Source organism: Sporosarcina sp. P26b (assembly GCF_002743245.1).
In the GTDB taxonomy this organism is placed as follows: Bacteria; Bacillota; Bacilli; order Bacillales_A; family Planococcaceae; genus Sporosarcina; species Sporosarcina ureae_C.
Genome location: NZ_PDYW01000032.1, coordinates 1 through 24730 on the forward strand (window position 1 = coordinate 1; position 24730 = coordinate 24730).

Annotated in this window: 25 protein-coding genes; 6 read left to right on the forward strand and 19 right to left on the reverse strand. The window is 42.1% G+C overall.

Annotated features, from left to right (window positions below; genetic code table 11):
• Positions 1–235 precede the first annotated feature (235 nt).
• The 12 genes from CSV69_RS15155 to hprK form a co-directional block, all read right to left on the reverse strand.
• Positions 236–493 carry an HPr family phosphocarrier protein gene (locus CSV69_RS15155; RefSeq protein WP_085426966.1) on the reverse strand — a complete coding sequence of 86 codons (258 nt, stop codon included), beginning with the start codon at positions 491–493 and terminating at the stop codon, positions 236–238.
• Positions 494–542: 49 nt separating this feature from the next.
• Positions 543–1469, reverse strand: a complete 927-nt coding sequence (gene whiA, locus CSV69_RS15160; protein WP_085426967.1) for a DNA-binding protein WhiA — start codon at positions 1467–1469, stop codon at positions 543–545.
• A gap of 41 nt (positions 1470–1510) precedes the next feature.
• Positions 1511–2458 (reverse strand): gluconeogenesis factor YvcK family protein, encoded by a 948-nt coding sequence (locus CSV69_RS15165; RefSeq protein ID WP_099693866.1) that lies wholly within the window; start codon positions 2456–2458, stop codon positions 1511–1513.
• Between the two features lie 22 nt (positions 2459–2480).
• Positions 2481–3368: an RNase adapter RapZ gene (gene rapZ, locus CSV69_RS15170; RefSeq protein WP_099693858.1), complete on the reverse strand. Its 888-nt coding sequence runs from the start codon at positions 3366–3368 to the stop codon at positions 2481–2483.
• Between the two features lie 5 nt (positions 3369–3373).
• Positions 3374–3850: an 8-oxo-dGTP diphosphatase gene (locus tag CSV69_RS15175; protein WP_085426969.1), complete on the reverse strand. Its 477-nt coding sequence runs from the start codon at positions 3848–3850 to the stop codon at positions 3374–3376.
• 204 nt (positions 3851–4054) lie between these two features.
• Complete coding sequence (trxB, locus tag CSV69_RS15180; protein WP_085426970.1) at positions 4055–5008, reverse strand: thioredoxin-disulfide reductase; 954 nt, start codon at positions 5006–5008, stop codon at positions 4055–4057.
• A gap of 149 nt (positions 5009–5157) precedes the next feature.
• Positions 5158–6681, reverse strand: coding sequence for a tetratricopeptide repeat protein (locus CSV69_RS15185; protein WP_099693867.1), 1524 nt, complete (start codon positions 6679–6681; stop codon positions 5158–5160).
• Positions 6682–6769: 88 nt separating this feature from the next.
• Positions 6770–7291, reverse strand: a complete 522-nt coding sequence (locus tag CSV69_RS15190) for an acyltransferase (protein WP_085426971.1) — start codon at positions 7289–7291, stop codon at positions 6770–6772.
• A complete protein-coding gene (gene ppaX / locus CSV69_RS15195; protein WP_085426972.1) occupies positions 7288–7944 on the reverse strand; it encodes a pyrophosphatase PpaX in 657 nt (218 codons plus the stop codon). Before ppaX ends, CSV69_RS15190 begins: the two co-directional genes overlap by 4 nt.
• A 28-nt stretch (positions 7945–7972) precedes the next feature.
• Positions 7973–8896: a nucleoside recognition domain-containing protein gene (locus CSV69_RS15200; protein ID WP_099693859.1), complete on the reverse strand. Its 924-nt coding sequence runs from the start codon at positions 8894–8896 to the stop codon at positions 7973–7975.
• On the reverse strand, positions 8880–9701 hold the full coding sequence (gene lgt / locus CSV69_RS15205; RefSeq protein ID WP_232319596.1) for a prolipoprotein diacylglyceryl transferase: 822 nt from the start codon (positions 9699–9701) through the stop codon (positions 8880–8882). The genes CSV69_RS15200 and lgt overlap by 17 nt, the downstream gene beginning before the upstream one ends.
• Positions 9702–10652 (reverse strand): HPr(Ser) kinase/phosphatase, encoded by a 951-nt coding sequence (hprK, locus tag CSV69_RS15210; protein WP_099625574.1) that lies wholly within the window; start codon positions 10650–10652, stop codon positions 9702–9704.
• A gap of 195 nt (positions 10653–10847) precedes the next feature.
• On the opposite strand from hprK, the gene CSV69_RS15215 reads away from it, so the two are divergent.
• Positions 10848–11405 carry an N-acetylmuramoyl-L-alanine amidase family protein gene (locus tag CSV69_RS15215; protein WP_099693860.1) on the forward strand — a complete coding sequence of 186 codons (558 nt, stop codon included), beginning with the start codon at positions 10848–10850 and terminating at the stop codon, positions 11403–11405.
• A gap of 594 nt (positions 11406–11999) precedes the next feature.
• On the opposite strand, the gene CSV69_RS15220 is transcribed toward CSV69_RS15215, so the two are convergent.
• From CSV69_RS15220 to CSV69_RS15245, 6 genes are all read right to left on the reverse strand, one after another.
• Entirely contained in the window at positions 12000–13091 is a 1092-nt protein-coding gene (locus tag CSV69_RS15220) for a DUF4097 family beta strand repeat-containing protein (RefSeq protein WP_099693861.1), read from the reverse strand.
• A gap of 80 nt (positions 13092–13171) precedes the next feature.
• Positions 13172–16039, reverse strand: a complete 2868-nt coding sequence (uvrA, locus tag CSV69_RS15225; RefSeq protein WP_099693862.1) for an excinuclease ABC subunit UvrA — start codon at positions 16037–16039, stop codon at positions 13172–13174.
• A gap of 7 nt (positions 16040–16046) precedes the next feature.
• A complete protein-coding gene (gene uvrB / locus CSV69_RS15230) occupies positions 16047–18029 on the reverse strand; it encodes an excinuclease ABC subunit UvrB (RefSeq protein WP_085426978.1) in 1983 nt (660 codons plus the stop codon).
• A gap of 208 nt (positions 18030–18237) precedes the next feature.
• Positions 18238–18495, reverse strand: a complete 258-nt coding sequence (locus tag CSV69_RS15235) for an IDEAL domain-containing protein (protein ID WP_085426979.1) — start codon at positions 18493–18495, stop codon at positions 18238–18240.
• A 259-nt stretch (positions 18496–18754) separates the two neighbouring features.
• Complete coding sequence (locus tag CSV69_RS15240; protein WP_099693863.1) at positions 18755–19966, reverse strand: ABC transporter permease; 1212 nt, start codon at positions 19964–19966, stop codon at positions 18755–18757.
• Entirely contained in the window at positions 19950–20696 is a 747-nt protein-coding gene (locus CSV69_RS15245; protein WP_099693864.1) for an ABC transporter ATP-binding protein, read from the reverse strand. The genes CSV69_RS15240 and CSV69_RS15245 overlap by 17 nt, the downstream gene beginning before the upstream one ends.
• Before the next feature lie 121 nt (positions 20697–20817).
• Between CSV69_RS15245 and CSV69_RS15250 the strand changes: the two genes are divergently transcribed.
• From CSV69_RS15250 to CSV69_RS15265, 4 genes are all read left to right on the forward strand, one after another.
• On the forward strand, positions 20818–21243 hold the full coding sequence (locus CSV69_RS15250; RefSeq protein ID WP_085426982.1) for an HIT family protein: 426 nt from the start codon (positions 20818–20820) through the stop codon (positions 21241–21243).
• Positions 21244–21430: 187 nt separating this feature from the next.
• The gene (locus CSV69_RS15255; RefSeq protein WP_085426983.1) at positions 21431–21787 is read left to right on the forward strand and encodes a YtxH domain-containing protein; all 357 of its coding nucleotides are present in this window, start codon (positions 21431–21433) and stop codon (positions 21785–21787) included.
• A gap of 191 nt (positions 21788–21978) precedes the next feature.
• Positions 21979–22542, forward strand: coding sequence for an HTH-type transcriptional regulator Hpr (locus CSV69_RS15260; protein WP_099625568.1), 564 nt, complete (start codon positions 21979–21981; stop codon positions 22540–22542).
• 86 nt (positions 22543–22628) lie between these two features.
• Positions 22629–22814, forward strand: coding sequence for a hypothetical protein (locus CSV69_RS15265; RefSeq protein ID WP_029054118.1), 186 nt, complete (start codon positions 22629–22631; stop codon positions 22812–22814).
• A 43-nt stretch (positions 22815–22857) separates the two neighbouring features.
• On the opposite strand, the gene CSV69_RS15270 is transcribed toward CSV69_RS15265, so the two are convergent.
• Positions 22858–22959 carry a YjcZ family sporulation protein gene (locus CSV69_RS15270; protein WP_099625567.1) on the reverse strand — a complete coding sequence of 34 codons (102 nt, stop codon included), beginning with the start codon at positions 22957–22959 and terminating at the stop codon, positions 22858–22860.
• Between the two features lie 510 nt (positions 22960–23469).
• Here CSV69_RS15270 and CSV69_RS15275 point away from each other — a divergent pair.
• On the forward strand, positions 23470–24426 hold the full coding sequence (locus CSV69_RS15275) for a peptidylprolyl isomerase (protein ID WP_099693865.1): 957 nt from the start codon (positions 23470–23472) through the stop codon (positions 24424–24426).
• Positions 24427–24730 lie beyond the last annotated feature (304 nt).

The following is a 24730-nucleotide window of genomic DNA, read 5'->3' on the forward strand; positions in this document are numbered from 1 at the left end:
CGTGCTTACAAAGATCTTACCCTTTTAATCAAGCTAGTAAACCATGGATAGTGCATGGGATGCGGGTTATAAATTTACTATCAATTCTTAAGTTGACAGCTATGGGCTCAAGCCATGCCCGCAGGAAAGCGTCCGCCTGGAACGGAGACCAACGGCTTCTCCACGTACCCCCTTATTAAGTCAGAACAAAAAAAGATGACGAAACCTCAAAAGGTCATCGCCACCCATATCCAACTCACTGCTCCACTTCGACTAAATCAGCCAAATTCTGAAGGGCCAAATCCTCATCAATCCCGTCCGTAATCAACGTGATCTCCGTCCCCTTCGCAATCGCCAAACTCATAATCCCCATAATGCTCTTCGCATTCACCTGACGACTATCCTTCTTCAAATAAATATCAGCCGTATACTTATTGGCCTCCTGTACAAACAACGCTGCCTGTCGCGCTTGCAAACCAGGCTTAATTCCTACTATTACTGTTTTTTCTACCATATTGTGTGCTCCTTTTCTTCCTCTTCTCATGAAGGATCTACTAGTAATTTCAACGTAACCGATCTGCAATTTCTTCAATTTTACGCAGTCTATGATTGACTCCCGACTTACTGACCGTTGCACCCGTCACCAGCTCGCCTAGCTCTTTCAATGTCACATCTTGATGCGCAACACGTAATTGAGCAATCTCTTGCAAACGTTCTGGTAATTGATCCAAACCAATCGTGCGCTCAATCAACTTAATATTTTCAACTTGTCTTTGTGCCGCTCCGATTGTTTTATTCAGATTGGCCGTTTCACAATTCACCAATCGATTCACACTGTTTCGCATATCGCGCATGATCCGTACATCCTCAAACTTCATAAGGGATACATGTGCGCCGATGATGCCTAGGAAATCGGATATCTTTTCAGCTTCTTTCAGATAGGCGATAAATCCTTTTTTACGCTCGATAGACTTTGCATTCAATTGAAAACGATTCATCAACTCGACAAGCGATTGACTATGTTCCTGATAGCTCGAGAAGACTTCCAAGTGATAAGAAGACGTCTCCGGGTTATTAACGGAACCTCCTGCCAGGAAAGCTCCCCGTAAGTACGCGCGTGCACAGCAGTCTTTTTCAATTAGCTGTGGATCGATCGTATTGATCATTTGAAAATCATCCGTCATAATCGATAATTCTACCAATAAATGCTTGGCCCCGTCACGGATTCTGCAAATATATACATTATTTTTCTTAAGACGCATTTTTTTTCGTACAAGCAATTCCACTTTATACGGATATAGCGCCTTCACGTTCGAATACAGACGACGCGCAATAGAGGCATTTTCTGTTTGAACGTCGAGACTCAGTTGTTTATTTGAAAAAGACATGACACCATTCATACGGATGAATGCTGCAATTTCAGCTTTCGTACAGCAATCATCCGCTTCAATCTGCGTCAATTCTTTTTTCGTTTTGGATGCAAAAGACATGATATTCCCCCTCTTCGGCGATTTTCATATCTATCCGCCTTCTACGTTCTCTCTATATAGCGCATCAACATGTCTGCTACTTCCGTCGTTTTATGCATAATCGTTCCATCTACAATTGTCGCGATTTCCTGCACAAATACTTCGGGTACTAGCGCTTGCAGTTTTTCTAAATCATTCTCCACAAGCCAAGGCTCTTCTTTTTCACCGCGGTTGTGCGTGCGTCTGAACGCTTCTGCATTATTCACCAGTACCGCATCGAGGAAAGGTGCTCCAGCATGGTCATAGAGTGCCTGCACATGCTCAGAAGCGGTGTAGCGATACGTTTCACCACGTTGCGTAGTTAAATTGCCGACATATACCTTTTTAGCGGTGCTTTCGATAATCGCATCGCGAATATCCTGCACTAAAAGAGTTGGCAAAGTACTAGTATACAAGCTTCCCGGCCCAAAAACGATTAAATCTGCATTTTTTAGCGTATCGGCTGTTTCTGGCAATGGTTTTACATCTTGTGGCGTGATGAAGACATTACGAATTTTTCTTCCATAGAGAGGAATTTTCGATTCACCTGTAATAATTGAACCATCTTCAAGCTCTGCATGCAAGGTAATTCGCTGATTTGCTGCAGGTAATACTTTCCCCTTTATATTTAGCACAACGCCCATCTGCTCGACTGCACGGGCAAAATCACCAGTGATGGTCGTGAGGGCGGTAAGCATTAAATTCCCAAGAGAATGCCCTTTCAAACCATCCGATCCTTCGAAACGGTGTTGAAACATTTTCTCAATCATCGGCTCAACATCTGAAAGCGCTGCCATAACCTGTCTTATATCTCCGGGCGGTGGGACATTGTACTGGTCGAATAAACGACCCGAACTGCCCCCATCATCCGCCACCGTGACAATAGCTGTCAACTGAATCGGATGCCGTTTTAAACCGCGAAGAATCGTAGATAACCCCGTACCGCCGCCGAACACAACGACTTTTTTCATAGCAGTGGATTGCATATTTATGTCAACCCTTTCTTTTTTCAACATCCCGATGCGATACGTATGTCGGGTAGTCCTCTTTAAAGACACCTTTAAAGTATTCAGCAAGTGTAACAGAACGATGTTGACCGCCTGTACAGCCGAATGCGATGACCGCTTGACCTTTACCTTCTTGTTTATACTGAGGTATTAAGAACTTGAATAAATCTGTTAGTTTTTCGATTAATTCTTTCGTGTCTGCCCATTTTAATACGTAGTCTGATACTTCATGATTCAAACCTGTCAACGGACGCAATTCTTCTAAATAGAACGGATTCGGTAAAAATCGTACGTCGAATACAACATCTGCATCGATCGGCATACCATGCTTAAATCCAAATGATACGAAATTCAATGTAAATTTCGGCTCACCCGCTTCAGAAAATTCACGTGTGATTTTCTCGCGCAGTTGCTTTGGCTTTAATTTCGATGTATCAATAATCGAACGCGAAAGTCCTTTTAGTTCTGTCAGCAAATGACGCTCTTTGCGAATGCCTTCGAGCAACACGCCACCTTCAGACAATGGGTGTGATCTGCGTGTTTCTTTATAGCGTTTTACAAGTGTTTCATCATCTGAATCCAAGAATAACAAACTTGTTTTAACATCTTCCATTTTGAATAATCCGTCGAGTGCCGCAATCAAAGAATCAAATAAACTTCCACCGCGTGTATCCATCACGGCTGCAATCCGTCTCATTTGATTATCCGACTTCATCATCAAATCCAGGAACGTCACAAATAGTTCCGGCGGCAAATTGTCTATGCAATAGAATCCCATATCTTCAAAGCATTGCATAGCAACTGTCTTACCTGCACCTGACATACCTGTAATTATTACGACTTCATATTCATTTACCGCTTGTGGCTGATCCATAAATGTTATTCACCTTCCGTCGATTGTTGAAGCGACTCCCGCAAGAAGCGGAATTGCTCTGTATAATAGAACGTTCCATACTGCGTACCTTTTTGACTGACAGCAAAGAGAAGATTCTTGCGGTCTCCTTCTGCCATTGGCAATGTATGCAAACTGTCCAGTGGATGCCATTCCAGTTCACCTTCTACGGTGGTCTTCAATAATTCTCCAGAATAATCATGGGCAACAAATGTGAAGAGCAACCATTCATTCAGTAATTCTTTCCCTTCATCATCCATGATCATCATCGTATATACGCCTTTTAAATGTGGTGCGATAGCGTGCGCTCCGGTTTCTTCAAGAAACTCCCGACTAGCTGCTTCATAAACAGACTCACCTTCATCGATTTTTCCACCCGGTGCCACATACCAACCGCGTCTTGGCTTCTTCAGTAAAAGGACTTGACCGTCTTTCACCACGAGCAAATTAGCAATTTTTTGCATATGTAGTTCCCCACTTTTCAAGTATGTAGTTATAGTATACAATGCTTTCAATGAAAACGATAAAAAAAGGTGACTATTCACGGAAGTTTATACCGCAAATAGCCACAAAGTTGCTATATTATGAAAAGGGGGTCTTTCTTCTTTCTATTATCCCCCATCTATATTGCAAGACGATTACATATACGTTACGAATCCATGACCCGTTTATGCTTTCGCTTCTACTTCCTCCATCAACTCTTCAATGTACTTCTGAGCTGCTTGAGCTGCAATACTTCCGTCTCCTGTAGCTGTCACGACTTGACGCAATAATTTCTCGCGCACATCGCCTGCTGCAAAGATACCTGGAATTTTCGTTTCCATAATGTCATTTGTTTCAATATAGCCGTTTTCATCCAAAATACCAAGATCTTTGAAAGGCTCTGTGATTGGGTCCAATCCGATATAAACGAACATACCTTCTGTTTCCATCTCACGTTCAGAACCGTCTTCAGTAGAAACTAGCGTGATGGAACCAATCTTACCGTCTTTTTCATTCACTTGCTTAACCGTTGAATTCCAAATGAAATCAATCTTTTCATTCGCAAACGCACGCTCTTGAACGATTTTTTGTGCACGCAATGTATCACGACGGTGGATAATCGTTACCTTATTAGCAAAACGCGTTAAATATGAACCTTCTTCTACCGCAGAGTCACCGCCACCAATGACGACGATATCTTTGTTACGGAAGAATGCTCCGTCACATACCGCACAATAACTTACGCCACGGCCAGTTAGTTCTTCTTCACCCGGTACACCGATCTTGCGGTATTCTGCACCCGTAGTTAAAATAACTGCACGCGCTTTATAACTCTTCTCGCCTACATGAACCGTTTTGAATTCACGGCCGTCTTCGATTTTCGTTACGTCCCCGTAAGCATACTCAGCTCCGAAACGTTTCGCATGATCGAACATTTTAGTTGAGATGTCCGGACCTAAAATACTTTCAAATCCAGGATAGTTCTCAATTTCTTCGGTATTGGCCATTTGACCGCCTGGCAAGCCTCTTTCTAGCATCAATGTAGACATATTTCCACGTGATGTATAGACAGCTGCTGTCATCCCTGCTGGTCCTGCTCCGACTACGATTACGTCATATACCTTTTCTTCCATTGTCATAGTGATTTTCCTCCTTCAAAGTACGCATCCCTTGGTTTTCATCGACTTCACCAAAGATTTTATCTGGCTCGCAGATAAAACTATCGCTATATAAAATCGTACGAGAAATACACTTGAATATCAACTTAAATGCAACATCTGTTTGATACTTAGTCCTTTGTTTGTGGCAAGAATTCGATCAGTTCCTGAATATACTTCGAAAGTGTTGCAACAGAGACGCTATAATTTTCTGCAATAGACTTCTTTGTGACTTTTTCAAAGTGTGCCGTTTGGAACATATAGTCCACAGCTGCAGCGATTGCCTCTACATTACTGAACGCATATTTCTTTTCCAGTGCATTATCACATAACGTAAACCACATTTGAAATAGCTGTACGCCTTCTTCATCCAGCGGTTTATACTCTTCATACAATACGTCACAAATCGCCAAAGCTTTTTTCAGTGCTTTTTCAAACGAATTGCTCGCCTTGAATGAATATTCTAAGCTGTGCGCTAAGAAAAGTTGTTCTGCGGCACTTAACTTTTCAACATCTATATAGCCTGGATGCGAAAGAATCTCTTGTAAATGTGAGGATTTTCCTAGCAAGTACAATCCGAACATTCTCTCACTGCGATAAGGATTTGAGACTTTCTCAATCAAGAACGGTACATCCTCTTCATAGGAATCCGCGTCCAACTCTTCGTCCAGTGATTTCCAAGGTTCGAACCCTTCCTTCGTGGGATCCAGCTTCAGCAAGGCTTCATTAGCTTGTTCCGCCACTTTACGATGACCTGTAAAATAAGCAGCATTCGCTAGCCAGAAGTAATACCCTACATCCCCTTCAAATCCACGTTTCTGCAGACTACGGAGCCAGTGATACGCTTCCTCATAACGACCTGTCAGCGCAAACGTCGCACCCAGTTTATAGCGTTGCTCGAATTGATAAGGTTTAATCTTCGACAAAAGCTCCATCATGCTTTTCAGACGCTCTTCATCTCGGTTGTAATAAAAGAACACAGCCAAGTTGCAAAGCGCGTGGATATTACCTTTCTCTTCACGCAACACATCATATAAAATTTCCTCTGCGTGCTTCTCTTTACCAATATAAAAATACGCTAGCGCCAAATTATTATGGACGGCCCATGTTTTCGGATAATCCACAAGCAAATCTTCTAGCACTTCAATCGCTTCTTCAAAATCCCCTTGCTCCATCATACGTCGCGCTTTTTCTTGCATGAATACTACTGCGCCATCAAGTTGTTCGCCTTCTTCAACGAACATTTCTTCTTGATCAGCGAACTCAGATATTTCATGTGCTTCTTCCACAAATACGCCATCTGGTGCCATACCAACATACTTCAATGCATATTGTTTCGCTTCACGTAATAAACCTAAATGTGCGTGAACTTCTGCTAAATAGAATGTCGTTTCTTCATTATTTGGATCTAGATCATCAGCCGTTTGCAGCAGCTCATATGCGTCTTCAAAACGTCCAACTTCCATAATGAATACACCATATTCCATATGTGTCAGTGCATCATCTGGATTTAGATCCAGTGCACGTTTATAGTATTTTTCAGCGTCGGAAAATTGTTCTCGTTGCATAGCTTGCATAGCGCGTTTACGATAAAAATCACCGTCAGGCAAAAATGATATAATTTTATCTTTTATAAATCGTTGGTTGTTTTTCAATCGAACTCCTCCGAAAAAGTAAGAGGAACGCACTTGACGTCCCCCTGCAATGTATCCTCTAGTATACCACAACTACTTAGCCCGTCATTCATTTGCTTTCACGCGCTGCACGTTCCGCCATTTGTTCGGCAGTATATATAATGCGCACTGGGTTTCCACCAGCAAATGTACCAGCAGGAATATCCTTATTCACGAGTGAGGCAGCAGAAACAATTGCACCATCGCCTATTTTGATGCCTGGCAAAATCGTCGTATTGGCGCCAATCAGCACATTATTACCTATTTCCACGTCACCAATTCGGTATTCATCAATCAAATATTCATGCGCTAAAATCGTCGTATTAAACCCAATGATGGAATTTTCACCAACAGAAATTCGTTCCGGAAACATGACATCTGGCACGACCATCAGCGCGAATGCCGTATGCTTCCCGACTTTCATCCGCAAGAACAATCGATAGAGAACATTTTTCCATGAAACAAACGGAGTGTACCGCGCAATCTGGATGACGATGAAATTCTTAGCTACTTTAAAAATCGAGACCGTCCGATAAATATGCCAAAGTGAATTTGCATCTCCTTTGGAAGGATGCCGCTCGGTGCGTCTCATAATTTGATTCCCGCAGTGACTTTCAGTAAATCGGACATATGCTGCAACATGTAGTCAGGTTTGAAAGTCTGCAAATACTCTTCCCCTTTTAACGCCCATGCAACAGCCGCCGTTCGTACTCCTGCATTTCGGCCACCGAGTATGTCATGGAAGTTATCGCCAATCATCAGTGATTCAGCAGGTGTCCGCCCTAGACGTTCTAATGCAAGTAATAATGGTTCAGGATCCGGTTTAGGCTTTGTCACATCATCCAGTCCAATCACCGTTTCAAAATAAGGCGTGATCCCAAGAAGATTGACCCCTCTTTCTACCATGTCACGCTTCTTCGTCGAAACGACCGCCATCTTCAAGCCTAGATCATATAATTTGCGAAGCGTGTCTGTCACGCCTTCGAATTCCGTTACATAGTCATCATGATGTGCTAAATTCCATTCACGATACTCATGGATCAATTGGTCGGTCATATCCGGCGCAATCGAGGAAAACGTATCATGTAACGTAGGTCCGATAAACGGCAACATCTCTTCCCGTCCGAAACGTCCAGGGAAATGCTTCTCAAGGACATGTTCAAAAGAAGAGAGTATTAATTCATTTGTATCAGCAAGCGTTCCATCAAAATCAAATAATAATGTAGTAATCGGTTGATTAGTCAATAACAGCTTCCCCCTTCTCTTTCGGCTGCTACCATAGAATACTCACTGAAATAGTCAGTACAATGGCAGTTACAAGCCGAATGATCAATAATGGCCAAATTGGTATACCCAGTGGTAGGAATAATAGTGTATCCTCAATCACCGCATGGCATGCCATCAAGAATATAAACGCTAATGTAATATCCCGTTTTGATACGCCGTCTTCCTGCACTGCCTGAATCATGACCCCAGCACCATATGCCAAGCCAATCAATAATCCCGCAACGAGTGTCATCGACGCATTCGGCTTCACACCGATCAATTTCGTAAACGGTGCCAAGCCATTCGAAAAACGCTCCAAATAATTACGGTCTTTCACATATTGCACAAACAACATGAGCGGAATAACGATCAACGCCAGTTGCAACACACCAAATGCAGCCTTTTCAAGTCCCAGTAAGAATATTTGTAAAAGTCCTTCTGGCACGACTTCCGCTTGCGGTGTCAGACCGTATTGTGCGATTTCATTGCCACCTGTCCAAAACAGATTAATGAGTACACCCGCCAGCACAGCCAATCCAAGCCGTACGACAAGCACCAGCCATAGCTTAACGCCCACTTTTATGGCGACAGCTGTTTCAATGAACAGATTATGCGCAAAACTAATCATGACAGCGATGATAAATACTTCTTTAACAGTTAATTCCAATGAAATGATACCAGCAATTCCAGCGTATAAGTTTAATGCGTTCCCAAGCACGAGCGGCACGGCTGCTTCACCGCGTAAACCGAAAAGATGCATAATAGGTTCAACTAATTGAACAAGCCAAGGTAAAATAGGTGTGAACTGCAAGATGGTCACGAGTAATGTAATAGGGAAAATAATCTTACCGAGTGACCATGTCGTTTTCAGTCCAACTTGCAAACCGTCTTTCAACGTACTGGATAACGCAATATTATTTTTGTTTGTCATTATAGTTCTCTTTTACTTTCATTACATACCTGCGATATAGCAAGATTGCGATCCCTATGACAACTCCTGCTACAGATACTAACTGCGCTGCACGTAGACTGCCGATCACATACAGACTATCCGTCCGCATTCCTTCAATGAAGAATCGGCCGATTGAGTACCAGATGACGTAAAACAAGAACACTTCTCCACGTTTCATCTTCAGCATTCTTCGGATCACTAAAATCAAAATGAGTCCAACTACATTCCATAACGACTCATACAAGAATGTTGGGTGATACGTGATCCCATCAATCGTCATTTGATTCATAATCCAATCAGGAATGATCGTACTTTCTTTAAACGCTTCTGAAACCGGTCCGCCATGAGCTTCCTGATTCATGAAGTTCCCCCAGCGTCCGATAATTTGTCCAATCAATAAACCAGGTGCCGTAATATCTGCAACTTTCCAAAACGACACGCCGCGCTTCCTACAGAAAATCACAGCTGTAATGACTGCACCGATTAACGCACCATGGATCGCAATTCCACCATTCCAAATTTGAATGATTTGCTCTGGATGATCCTGATAATAATCCCATGTGAAAATAACATAGTAAATTCGTGCACTGATGATAGAAATAGGAATTGCCCAAATGAGCATATCCGTTAGTAAGTCAGGGTGCATTCCCCGCTTCAGCATTTCTCTTTGCACAATCATAAACCCTAAAATAATTCCGAGCGCGATCAAAATACCGTACCAGCGAACTTCTAAGCTGCCAATACTGATCGCGACTGGGTTAATCGCTAGCATGGATACATTCACTTAGTCGCGCCCCTCTTCTTCTAATAGTTCCGCATTGTCTGCGATCGCTTGATCCAAACGCTTAGTAAACTCTTCTGCAGCATTAATTCCAAGACGTTTCATTCGATAATCCATCGCTGCTACTTCAATGATGACGGCGATATTCCGCCCAGGTCTTACCGGAACGGACAATTTTGTAATTTGCGAATCGAGAATTTCTACTTTCTCTTCATCAATCCCAAGACGATCATAATGCTTCTTATCATCCCAAATCTCTAAATCGACCGCTAATAATACACGCTTATCATCTTTCACCGAACTCGCACCGAACAACGTCATCAAATCAATAATACCGACACCGCGAATTTCCAGCATATGCTTCAACAACTTCGGTGACGTTCCGATCAAGATGTTATCGGATACTTGACGAATCTCGACCGAATCATCCGCTACTAGTCTATGCCCTTTTTTAATGAGCTCTAACGCCGTTTCACTTTTCCCTACTCCGCTGCCACCCGTGATTAATACTCCGACACCATACACATCGACAAGCACGCCATGAACTGTCGTCATCGGAGCGAGTTGTCCGACCAAGTAATTCGTCAGCATACCCGAAAACTGAGTCGTCTTATAATCCGTCCGCAAAACAGGAATATTTTTCTCCCCTGCCAACTGGCTCAACTCTTTCGGACCTTCTTCACCATGAGCAATAATGAACGCTGGCGTATCGCTCGAACAAAGTCGCTCCAAACGCTTTCTGCGCGTGATAGCTGGTAAAGTTTCAAGGAAGGACATCTCCTTACGTCCAATCAACTGCACACGTTCTGCAGGATAATAATCAAAATAACCAGCCATCTCAAGTCCTGGCCGTGAAATATCACTCATTAGAATTTGCTTATGAATGCCCTCGTGTCCAGCAATCAATTCCAATCCGAAACGATTCATAATATCTTCTACTGTTAATTCACCCATGAAATCCCTCACTCTCTGCTACAATGAATAAACTCTTTACGTCATTGCTAAATCATCGTTTTTTTACTTATGTAGCTATCATTCAACCCATTTTACCATGAAGGAAACGAAAAGAAATGGATTACTCCTTGTTCTATACATCCTTTTTGTATCCTTTTCAAAAGTCTTCTCTATATAGAGGATAAAGGAGAGTGGATGGAATTGACACTAATTATTCTCGACGCAGGTCATGGACCGGATACACCCGGTAAACGCACACCTGACGGAAAGCTGCGTGAGTATCATTTTAATTCGGCAGTAGCTGCACTTGTTGGTGGACTTTTAACGAAGGAAGGTCTGACAGTGAAGTATACGCATGACTCTTCACGCGACGTGCCGTTAAACGAACGAACGACTTCAGCGAATCAAATGAAAGCAGATGCATTTATCTCAATCCACGCAAATGCATTCGGCAATGGCTGGCACACGGCACAAGGAATTGAAACATATATTTATCCACAAGCCAGCAAAAGTTCCGCAACGCTCGCTTCAGTCGTGCAGAAATCCTTAATCTCCGCTTGCCAACGTCCCGACCGTGGCGTAAAAAAAGCCAACTTCGCAGTCTTACGCGACACCAATATGCCTGCAATTCTAGTAGAGTGCGGCTTCATGTCGAACCAGACAGAAGCCACGTTATTGCAAAGCAAAGCCTATCAACACCAATGCGCACGGGCAATTGCTTTTGGGGTTTTGTGTTGGGAGTATGGGCGGTGAATGTTGCTGGGGTGGGGGGCTGGAGGGAAGTAGCGGGCGATAGGCTATGAGCGGATACGGCGTGGCTTAGAGCACTCAACTCATTTCTATGAGCGGATAAAACCCGGCTTAGAGCACTCAACCCATTTCTATGAGCGGATAAAACACAGCATAGAGCACTCAACCCATTTCTAAGAGCGGGTAAAACGCCGCTTAGAGCACTCACCCCATGTCTATGAGCGGATAAAACACAGCATAGAGCGCTTAACGAGATTCATTGAGCGACAGTAAGCGTCTCCCACTCGAGGATCAAAGATAGATGGCGCGGCGCATAGTTTGCGTGAATACTCAGTGTCACACCGCGAGCTTAGAGCGTTCACGTGCTTTAATAGAGCGGATCACGTGTCGCTATGAGCGAATACAAGACGCAATAGAGCAGATCACTTCATGGATAGAGCGCTCGCGCGGATGCATAGAGCGCTTAAACGGATTCATTGAGCCCCCTCCTCCTTCTCGCCCTCCCCCCTTTGAAGTAACCTCCACCCCCACCTACTAAATAAACAAAAAACACCTGCACCGCCACGAAAATGGCCATGCAGGTGTTTACTTATTCTATCAACCCATATCAACAGAGTTATAGCGAACCATAACAGTGCCTGTCTTAGACTCGCCCGTAACATGTAGCGGCTCTTTCGTCTCGTCTACCCCACTCTTGCTGAAACGAATAGTGCGATGCAAGAACTGCTCTTGCTCCTCTACACGCGATACATCCTTTAACTGCAAGTCGAGCTTACCCATGTTGGAAGTAATCTCTCCTTTAACACCTAAAGTAGATGGGAAGTAAATTTCCACTGTACCGCTAATCGACTTCGCTTCCATTCTCTTGGCTTCAGTAGAAGAAGTCGTCAACGTCACATTGCCATTTAGAGATTTCGCATCTATATCTGTGATAGCGCCATCTACATAAACACGGCCGTTCAATGTTTCAGCTTCTAGTTTTTCACCAGTTACTTTCAACATACGAATCATACCGTTTGCCGTTTCGAGCTCGGCTTCATGGAATGTAGTATCAGCGCACTCGATTTTCCCATTCGCTGTTTTAATTCGTAGATCTTTGAAGTCCACACCTTCAGCAGAACATCCGCCATTCAACAAACGTACAGAAAGTTTACGATACGGTGTTGTAGCCGGTACGTATAAATGAACATTCACTTGCAACATCTTCAAATCGCTACCGATACGTAGTTTGTCGCCGTCTTTTACAAACAATAATTTTTCAAGGAACTGGCTTAGGGCGCCTGCTTCTGAATCATTATTGAAATGCTTCACGGAAAACTTCGCCATGATCTCATCATTGTCTGAAGGATGAATTTCCACATTACCATGATCGATATGGATGATGATTTCTTCGATGTCTTCTGCAGATTTACTTTCTGTATGTGTGAAGGAAACCGACTTGCTGAATGGTGCTTCGAAATCGAATTCTTTCACACGGTGTACAGCCGTATCCATAAATTGCATGAAGCGGTCACCTGCTGTGACGAATTCTTTGCGGATATCTTCGAAGAAAGCATCAGCTGATGAACTTTCTTCTGCTGTTCCTTGTTCAGATTCTTTACCCATGGCTTCCAGTAATTTCAATGCTTCATCAGCCGTGATTTTACCATCTTCTAGCAACGTAAGTATTCGTATGCGTTCATTTTGCATTTCTGGATTCCTCCTCGTTTTGAACAATCTTTTCAGTACCTATCTATTTATACGGTTCTGCGGAGTAAAAGTTTCATTTTCTATTTTTTTACTACTTGTTTAATTTGTTCCTTCATTCGATTTCGATCTCTATCTAAGATCGTCTTCAAATATTTCCCTGTGTAAGACTCTTTCACTTCAGCTATTTCTTCCGGTGTTCCCGTCGCAACAATTTCTCCACCTTTGTCTCCGCCTTCCGGACCGATATCGATTATATAATCAACCGTCTTAATGACATCCAGATTGTGCTCAATGACGAGAACCGTATTCCCTCCATCAACTAAACGTTGAAGAACTTCAAGTAGTTTGGCTATATCATGTACATGCAAGCCTGTTGTCGGCTCATCTAGAATATAGAATGATTTGCCCATGGAACGTTTATGGAGTTCGGAAGCGAGTTTTACACGTTGGGCTTCCCCACCTGATAATGTCGTTGCCGGTTGGCCTAATTGTACATAGCCTAGCCCCACATCAACAATCGTTTGTAATTTACGATTGATTTTCGGAATGTTTTCGAAAAATACTACCGCATATTCCACTGTCATCGCTAGTACGTCTGCAATATTCTTACCTTTATACTTCACTTCAAGTGTTTCGCGGTTATAACGTTTGCCGTGACACACTTCGCACGGTACATATACATCAGGAAGGAAATGCATTTCGATCTTGATGATTCCGTCTCCACGACACGCTTCACATCGTCCACCTTTGACGTTGAAACTAAAGCGTCCTTTTTTATAGCCACGTACTTTGGCTTCATTCGTCATCGCAAACACATCACGAATATCGTCAAAGACTCCTGTATAAGTTGCCGGGTTTGAACGTGGTGTACGACCAATTGGTGATTGATCAATATCAATGATCTTCTCTAAATGTTCCACACCACTGATACTATCGAACTTTCCAGGCTTCTGTTTGGATCGATTTAATTTTTGAGCCAATGTCTTATGCAAAATATCATTGACCAATGTACTCTTACCTGAACCTGAGACGCCAGTGACCGCGATAAATTGACCGAGTGGGAACTCTGCATCAATATGCTTCAAGTTATTTTCTGCGGCCCCTTTAACGATAATACTGCGTTCATCACGTGATCTACGTTCAATTGGAAGCGGAATAAATTTCTTTCCACTCAAATATTGACCCGTCAACGACTTCTTGTTTTTCATCACTTTCGCAGGTGTACCCGCAGCGATTACTTCTCCTCCCGCCACTCCAGCGCCAGGACCAATATCAATTAAATAATCTGCAGCCATCATCGTGTCCTCGTCATGTTCTACAACGATTAGCGTATTCCCAATATCGCGCATACTTTGCAACGTGCCGATTAATCGATCATTATCTCGCTGATGTAGGCCGATGGAAGGTTCGTCAAGTATATAAAGAACGCCTGTCAACCGGGATCCGATTTGTGTAGCCAAACGAATTCGCTGTGCTTCTCCACCAGATAATGTACCCGCTGAACGAGATAAATTCAGATAATCGAGTCCGACGTTCACCAAGAAGCCTAGACGCTCCTGGATTTCTTTCAGAATCATGTCGGCAATCTGTGTATCTTTTTCGGAAAGTGTTAATTGGTCAAAGAACTTCGTCGTTTCAACAATTGAACGTTCCGTGATCTTCCCAATATGCTGACCATCCACTAACACCGAAAGCGATTCCGGTTTTAAGCGGTATCCCGTACAAGTCGGACAAGATTTTTCCATCATATACTTGCCCATTTGCTCACGTATATAGTCTGATGATGTCTCATGATAACGACGTTCCACGTTGCGCAATACACCTTCAAAATAGATGTCGCTGTCGCGTGTATTTCCGAATTCATTCGTATAGCGGAAACGTATTTTTTCCTTTTTGGATCCCAACATAAGTTTTTCAATATCCGAGTCGGCTAGCTCACCAACAGGTACATCCATTGGAATCTTATAATGCTTGGCAATCGTCTTGAGCAGCTCTGGATAATACTGAGAACTCGTTGGCTCCCATGGTGCAATGGCGTGTTCTTTTAACGTCAACTCACTATTAGGAATAACTAAATCAGGGTCGACTTCAAGCTTCATGCCAAGCCCATCACATTCAGGACATGCACCGAACGGACTGTTGAATGAAAACATACGCGGTTCTAGTTCACCGATAGAAAACCCGCAAATAGGACATGCGTGATGTTCACTGAAGAACAATTCTTCTTCACCGATTACATCGACAAGAACATTGCCGTCAGCTAGGCGTAATGCAGATTCCAATGAATCACTAAGTCGTGTTTCGACGCCTTCTTTCATGACGATTCGGTCAATGACGATTTCAATCGTATGTTTTTTGTTTTTATCCAAGTCTATATTATCATCAAGATCAATCGTTTCGCCGTTAACGCGGACACGTACATAACCTTGTTTCTTTATATCTTCGAATAGTTTAGCGTGCGTTCCTTTACGTTCTGAAATAATAGGCGCCAAAATTTGAATTCTAGTACGCTCAGGCAACTCGATTACGCGATCCACCATCTGCTGAATCGTCTGCGTAGAGATTTCAATGCCATGATATGGACAATGCGGTTTCCCAACCCTTGCGTATAACAACCGCAAGTAGTCATAGATTTCCGTAACGGTCCCTACAGTCGAACGCGGATTTTTGCTCGTTGTCTTTTGATCTATAGAAATTGCCGGTGACAATCCTTCAATAGAATCCACATCCGGCTTGTCCATCTGTCCAAGGAACTGGCGAGCGTATGCGGATAATGATTCAACATAGCGGCGTTGTCCTTCCGCGTAGATTGTATCGAAAGCTAGTGAAGACTTTCCTGAACCTGATAGGCCCGTGAGCACGACCAATTTATCGCGCGGAATCTTCACCGTTATATCTTTTAGGTTATTCGCTCGCGCTCCTTGTATTATAAGTTCTTTATTTTTCATGCGGACTCTACCTTTCTGCTTTCAGTTCTATTACCGTGTCGCGTAGCTCTGCAGCTCTTTCGAAGTCCAAAGCTTTCGCTGCCTCTTTCATTTCTTTTTCCAACTTGATTAGCAATAAGCCTTTCTCGTCTTTCGAAAGTCTCTTGCCGTTCGTTACCTTCTGCAAATAAGATTCCGTTTCTTCAGCTACTTGAGTCGCACGGATCAATTCGCGAATTGGTTTGACGATAGTTGTCGGTGTGACTCCGTGTTCTATATTGTAAGCCTTTTGAATTTCACGACGACGCTCTGTTTCATCAATGGCTTTCTTCATTGAATCTGTCATTTTATCCGCGTACATAATAACGCGTCCTTCAGAGTTACGCGCAGCTCGACCGATCGTCTGAATCAATGCACGTTCCGAACGCAAGAATCCTTCTTTGTCTGCATCCAAAATCGTGACCAATGAAACTTCCGGAATATCGATACCTTCACGTAATAAGTTGATGCCGATGAGTACATCGTACGTTCCGACACGCAGTTCACGAATAATTTCTGTCCGTTCGAGCGTCTTGACGTCAGAATGTAGATATTGAACTTTAATCCCGATGTCCTTTAGGTAATCCGTCAAGTCTTCTGACATTTTTTTGGTCAGTGTCGTAATCAATACTCGTTCATTTCGCTCGATTCGAAGGTTGATTTCATCCAGTAAATCATCAATCTGTCCTTCAATCGGTCGGACTTCAATGATAGGATCAAGTAATCCTGTTGGACGAATAATCTGTTCAATCATTTTATCTGTATGCTCTATTTCATATGGTCCTGGGGTTGCAGAAATATACATCGCTTGTTTAACATGTTTTTCAAATTCCTCAAACATTAATGGGCGGTTATCCAAAGCCGATGGTAAACGGAAACCGTGTTCCACCAAAACTTTTTTACGCGCTTGGTCTCCGTTGTACATACCGCGGATTTGCGGCAAGGAGACGTGGCTTTCATCTACGACGATCAAGAAGTCGTCAGGGAAATAATCCAGAAGTGTATAAGGGGTTGCGCCTGCTTCACGCAATGTTAAATGTCTAGAATAGTTTTCAATACCCGAACAGAAGCCCATCTCGCGCATCATTTCCAAATCATAGCGCGTCCGTTGCTCTAGGCGCTGCGCTTCCAATAACTTATCGTTATCACGTAAATATTTAAGCTGCTCTTCCAACTCGATTTCAATATTTTCAATCGCTTTTAATAACTTCTCTTCGCGCGTGACGAAGTGGGATCCTGGGAAAATAGCGACATGATCACGATCGCCGATGACTTCACCTGTTAAGGCATCCACTTCACGGATCCTTTCGATTTCATCACCAAAGAATTCAAGACGTATACAACGCTCATCGCGTGCTACCGGGAAGACCTCGACTACATCCCCTCTGACACGGAATGTACCACGTGTGAAATTGATATCATTGCGTTCGTACTGAATGTCCACTAGTGTGCGCAACAATTGATTACGCGGTATTTCCATCCCTTTACGTAATGAAAAGACCATGTCATTATATTCTTCTGGAGAACCGAGACCGTAAATACACGATACGGATGCAACAATAAGTACGTCATTTCGTTCGAATAAAGCACTAGTCGCTGAGTGACGAAGTTTATCGATTTCATCATTGATTGACGAATCCTTCTCAATGAATGTATCTGTCTGCGGAACATATGCTTCCGGTTGATAAAAGTCATAGAAGCTGACAAAGTATTCTACTGCATTATCTGGAAAAAACTCTTTGAACTCGCTATATAATTGGCCAGCCAACGTTTTATTGTGAGCAATGACCAGTGTAGGTTTATTAATTTCTGTCAGTACATTGGAAACCGTAAATGTTTTACCTGTTCCTGTTGCACCGAGCAATGTTTGATGTTTCTTACCTTCTTTTATGCCATTAACAAGGCTAGCGATCGCTTTTGGCTGATCTCCTTGCGGCGTATATGGTGCCTGCAATTGAAATGTTTCGTTCAAATGGTTCCACTCCTCTTCTTAAACACCTGTCCTTCTATTTTACCACACCTCGTGTTTTTTCTAAAGAAATAACGAACGTACGTTTTAAGCTAACTCTCTATGTACTTTATTGTACCCTTGTACTTTGTGAAAGAAACTTACAGCTATGACATTCTCTACAATAAAAAAACACTGCCAGGATTTCGCCCTAGCAGTGCCTATGAATACATTATTTTGTTTTAAGTTCATATCCTTGTTCTTGTGAAATATCGAGTAATTGTTGTGTATACAGGTCGAATGCGTCTTTGTCATTTTGATCTAGCGCTTCATCAATCAAGGTCATGATACGCGCTTGCGTTTGTTCCCAATGAATGTGTTGTAGAAACAGATCCCAATAGATTTCATTCAGCAGCTTTTCCGCTTGGAGAGAAGTACTGTTGTTACCTACCGCTTTCAAAAATTCAGCATATGAGTTGTTATTATTCATCTCTCTCACCCCTGATACCTTTTAGTAATTATATATGCAGTAGAATATGAATTGCAACCTTTAATCTTACTATTCGAACTTTTGAATTACTTTCGCATAAATAGAAGAAAATTGACTAGGTACATATATTCAGATAATTCCGTCATAAAATGAATAATTACTTGAGAACCGTTGACTTCCGTTCCAGACGGAAGCGTTCCGCGGGAGTCGCTGTCTGAAACGAAAATCACCTAAATGTTAACTTCTCTATGATCTATCATCATATCTCTCTCACTTGTTCTTTCGTTAATCGAATCGTTGCTTCTCCGACAATTAATGCAACCACCGCAATCAAGACGGGTGTAACACTTAAGCCATATAACGGCAAGGCCGCCAATAATAGAATAATCGCTTGTAGCCAAATCAATTTTCTTACTAACGAACGAACCGCTTTGATTTGCGATTTTTCCTGCATTTCAGGAAACAGCTGATCCATCGTGAATTCGACTCCGCCTTCGAGTGCCAAAATCAACTGAACGGCAGTCGCAAAGGCTAACGCTCCTACAAATATGAATGACACAATTGGCAATGGTATTAAAAACGCGCCCAATGCAGATAATGCCGTCAATCTTACCCACAACCAAAATGTATCATCTGTACGAATGAATGTCCGGACCACTAAATAACTCTGCACATCTCTACGCTTAAACGTGGAACGTTTCATTGCAAATTTCAACCAGCTACGCTTACTCACCGATCCAACCAAATGTGGTACTTCCGTAAAATAATTCGCGAATCGATAAAACCGCATCATACGATTTTGTTCCAATTCAATAAACTGCTCATAGGGGAACGGATAGTGTGCTGCTTTTTTATCCCAATACTTCGCATAGAGCATGGCGATCAAAATTCCAATGAAGATTGCCACTGGGCTCCATGTCAGTGCGAATTGAATCGTTAAAAATGTTAGAACTAGTCGAACAACACGATCGGGCCATACGAAATCATGATTGGCGATCCGAACGCTATATTCAGTCGCTACAAACAGTCCTTTAAAAGCGATGATCACTAACATGATTAACATATAATCCGTTCCAGTTCCCACTTCTGTCGCCTTTAATAAAGGCAACGCGACGACCATGGCGATTAGCGGCAATGGCAGTTGGGAAAATGTCGACCAAGTTTTCGAACGTTTCATATAGTTCGGCAATTGATTTTCCAATGGCAAGAAAAATACAATGTCTGCCGGCTTAAGCAAAGTAGTCGGCGCCGCCTTCATTAATAATAGTGCAATGACAACGGATATGATAAAGGCAGACGGGAATGTAACCGGTACTCCCTTCAACCATTCACTGTACGCATAGCCCCCTGCCCCAATTGCGAACATGAAGACGATGGCCAAATGTCCTGTGAATACATAGCGCATATATTTCTGTAATTCATTGACATAATGGAAGAACCGCTGTCCCCAAATCTCATGCATGTTGTTCATGATCGGTTTCCTCAGTCATAGCAATATATAAATCATCCAGTGTGGCATCCGGTCGTCCGAACGCCTTGCGCAAGTCGTCCATCGTACCATTCGCACGCACCCGTCCTTCGTGCAACAGGATAATACGATCACAATATTTTTCAGCCGTAGCGAGCACATGTGTCGACATCAAAATAGGAGCGCCGGCATTTTTTCTCTCGATGATTTGATCAAGCAATGCACGAATCGCCAACGGATCCAACCCAACAAATGGCTCATCGATAATATATAATTTCGGTTCTACAAGGAAAGCACACATGATCATGACTTTCTGTCGCATACCTTTGGAGAAGTGCGCTGGAAACCATTTCAAACGCTTTTCCATACGGAACTCTTTTAACAATTGTTCGGTACGGATTTCAAATTGCTGCTTGTCCAGACCGTATGCCATGGCAGTCAGTTCCAAATGTTCTTGTAATGTAAGTTCTTCGTATAACACGGGCGTCTCTGGAATATAACTGAATGATTGGCGGTAATGTTCTTTGTCACTAAATGTAGCACCATCAATTTTAATTATTCCTTCGAGCGGGTTCATAACACCTATAATATGTTTGATTGTTGTACTTTTACCTGCGCCATTCAGACCGATCAACCCGACCAATTCACCTTCTTCTATCTGAAATGAAAGATCATGTAAAACCGGCTTGCGCGTATAACCACCTGTTACATGTTCTAGTTCTAGGATTGCCATTGTATTTCCCCCTATCTTCTTTTATTATTTTAGCAAAGAAATTGTAAAATTGCTTTATCCGCCTTCGTTAACTATCTGAAAATATGCTACAATACATCCAAACATGAAAGGAAGTGTAGAAATGACTTCATGTATTTTCTGCAAGATTGTAGAAGGAACGATTCCAGGAGAAAAAGTATACGAAGATGAACATGTCATCGCCTTTATGGATATTATGCCGGTTACAAAAGGCCACGTACTTCTAATTCCGAAAACTCACCGTGAGAATTTGTATGAATTAACTGAAGAAGAAGCAGGAAATCTATTTAAAGTAGCACCAAAAATTGCCAATGCCTTAAAAGAAGAATTTCAGCCATGCGGCATGAACCTTTTGCAAAACAACGGTTCCTTCGCAGGACAGTCGGTTTATCATTTCCATATGCACTTAATTCCTCGTTATGATAAATCAGATGGTCTAAACGTAGAATTCCATACAAAAGTGGAGCAGTTCCCTATGGACGTTGTCTCTGAACTAGCGTCAAGCATTTCAAAGCGCCTGCAACAATAACACACCGAGTAAGTAGAAAAGAAGTACATTGTATTTCTTTCTACTTCATTTGATAAAAACCTGCACTCGCTTCTATCTTTTAGGTCGAAAAGCTTTTGATTGTATAATATTTCATTAATTTTCTTGCTCATATACGTAGTAACATGCTTTAATAAAATAATAACTATACAAAAGGAGTGTCGTCTACATGAAAGCGTCCACATTCTTTATTGGTCTGGCAGCTGGTGCTGTAACCTCTGCTGTAACGGTTCTATATTCTACTCCAAAAGCGGGTAGCGAACTTCGAGACAGCGTCAAAACTGCATCATTGGAACTGAAGGATAAGTTGAAAGATGTCAAAGGTCAAGTAGCAGATTTAAAAGATTCTGTAACGGATTTATCTAAAGAAGCAAAAGAGCTTGTACCAGAGACTGTCGAAGAAATGAAAGTTTCCGTAGCAGACTGGAAGCGCTCGACTGAGCACAATAAGAAGCGATTAGAGAAAGAAATTTCTGCCATTCAAAATGCATTGGATGATCTAGAGAAATCCATCGGAACTCGTTAATCTATTTCTCTTTCGGCGTCCATCCAGTACTTGCTGGTCAGCGTGTGCATACCCACACGATACAAGCTATTAAACAGCTGTATTACATGGGTATATACACCTAGGTCTAATTATTTTATTATTCCGTCTTTTTTATTTGTTGCTTTTTTGGTATAATAAATAAAAAAGACTGACAGAAAGCAGGTGTCTCGATGGCAGAGCAAATCATTTCACGTAAAGATGCCATGATCTTCAATCAGCGCGTAGCCCAAATGTCCAAAGCATTATGGAAAGCTGTAGAGAAAGATTGGCAACAATGGATTAAACCGTATGACCTCAATATCAACGAACATCATATCTTATGGATCGCTTACCACCTTGAAGGCGCCACTATTTCAGATATCGCCAAGTTCGGAGTCATGCATGTCTCAACTGCCTTCAACTTCTCCAAGAAACTTGAACAGCGTCAACTTCTATATTTCTCCAAAAAGGAAGACGATCGTCGCAATACATATGTGACGGTTTCAGAAGAAGGCAAAAAGTTGCTCGTAGAGATGAACGCAAATTATCATAATGAAGATTACAGTGTTCTTCAAGGTTCTCTTCCTATTCGCGATATTTACGGGAAGTTCCCAGAATTTCTCGAGGTCATGTCTGTCTTACGTAATATTTATGGCGATGACTTTATGGATATTTTCGAACGCGGTTTTCAAAACATCGAGAAAACCTATGTCGACTCGAATGATTACCTAACAAAATCCCGAGTGGAGTCTTAACTACCTTCTCCATACAAGGTTTAGGTTTTTCCTTTTGCTCACAAATTCTGCTATGATGGTACAGAAGCAGAAAGAGGAGGTCTAAAATGGTTATAGCGATTACCATTCTATTTTCATTGTTCTACTTATATCAAATTAATAAAATGACATTTGCTCTTTGCCAATCTAGAGAGATTCCAGAAGAAAAGCAGCCTAAGATATATCGGACTGTAAACATTCTAATCACAATCCTCATTTTATCCTTATATGTAGAAGTATTCTTTAGCGCATAACACTATGTATTGCCCACCCCCATTGCTGGGGGCGGGCTTTTTTTTAGCACAAGTATGCAGCACCTACAATGATCAACAAAATGAATAACACAACAATTAAAGCAAAGCCTGATGATCCAGAACCGCCTTGAGTGTAACCGCTCATGGTGACACCCCCTTTCACATTGTATCCTATGCGAATGTCGAAAAAAACGGTTGGGCATATCAGATCTATCCGTTCAATTGAGTGGTACAAAACACAAATTATCGCAAAGAATAGACCGCTAATTCGCATAGGAATTAGCGGTCTTTAAATGGAAAGATGAAATAACAACCTTCTATTAGTAGCACCTTCACTTCTATAATTCACGATATATAGGAATTGAAATTCATTCAAATAATGATTGTTATACAATGAACTCGTTGTATCCATAATTCCCCCTGTTGAATAAATCAAGATTTCCCTCAAAATATTTTATTGCCATCTACCTTTACCTATTCTTAAAATCGAGTTGATTCGTGTGTTATTTAATTTGGTATCTCGTATTTTGTACTATTCAATCGAATGGATTACATTTCAGACGAAGGGAACCTTTTTGATTTCCATCCGTTCTATGCTATAGTGTTTACTTAAAGAATATACAGAATCAATACTTAGATTAGGGGAGTTAATTACATGAAAAAGAAAATGTTAGCATTTACACTTGCAGCTTCGGTTGCCGCTTTATCCGCATGTTCTGGTGGCGGCGATGAAAAAGTCATGACATCAAAAGCAGGAGACGTTACGAAAGATGAATTCTATCAAGAAATGAAAACATCTGTCGGTGAACAGGCTCTACAAATGATCATCTTGGAAAAAGTTTTGGATGATAAATATGATGTAGACGATAAGCAAGTAGACGCAGAATTTGATAAAAACAAAGAACAACTCGGTGAAAACTTCGATGCATTCTTGGCTCAACAAGGTCAGACGCCTGAAAGCTTCAAGAAAATGATCCGTTTAAATAAACTACAAGAAGCTGCATTGACTGATGGTGTGGAAGTTTCTGATGAAGATTTAGAGAAGCGCCTTGAAGAATCTCAAACTGAGATCAATGCTCGTCATATCTTAGTTGAAGATGAAGCAACAGCAAAAGAAGTAAAAGAGAAGTTGGATAAAGGAGAAGACTTTGCAAAAGTAGCAAAAGAATTCTCTACTGATCCGGGTTCTAAAGACGAAGGCGGCGATCTTGATTGGTTCGCATACGGTGTCATGGTTCCTGAATTCTGGAACGCTGCATATGACCTAGAGCCAGGCAAAATCAGTGAGCCGGTTCAATCAGAAAACGGCTTCCACGTTATTGAAGTAAAAGAAAAGCGTAAAACTGATGATGAAAAAGTAACTGACGAAAAGAAAGACGAAATTCGCCAAGAACTATTGATGGAAAAAGCTGACGAGAACGAACTATTGGCTAAAGTTTCGAAGTTAGTGAAAGATGCTGACGTGAAGATTAAGGACGAAGATTTGAAATCCGCTCTTGATCTGTTCAAGATGGATGAGAAACCAGCTGAAGACGCTCCTGCTGTCGAAGAAGCACCTGCAGAAGACGCTCCAGCTGATGATGCTGAAGTAGAAGTTGAAGAAGAAAAGTAATTGGTACATGAAAAAGGTCTGTCTCGGAAATTCCGATGACAGACCTTTTTTGTTGTTTTACAAACCCTTTTCTCTTCTTGTGTTTTTGCAGAGGTAGTGGTTTGACTAGCAATGTAAGTGGGGCAATCATTGGCCCCACTTCGGCGGTGGTGGATGGCTCCCGCAATGAGCCAGACAGGAAAGTGCACCTGGCTGTCTCATTACTACGCCTACCACGTGCAGCCGCCTACGTTAGATAGTGTGTAGAGCAGTTCTGATTCTTCTTTTGCAAGAATAAGGAACGAATACTACCAGGTCACTGGTT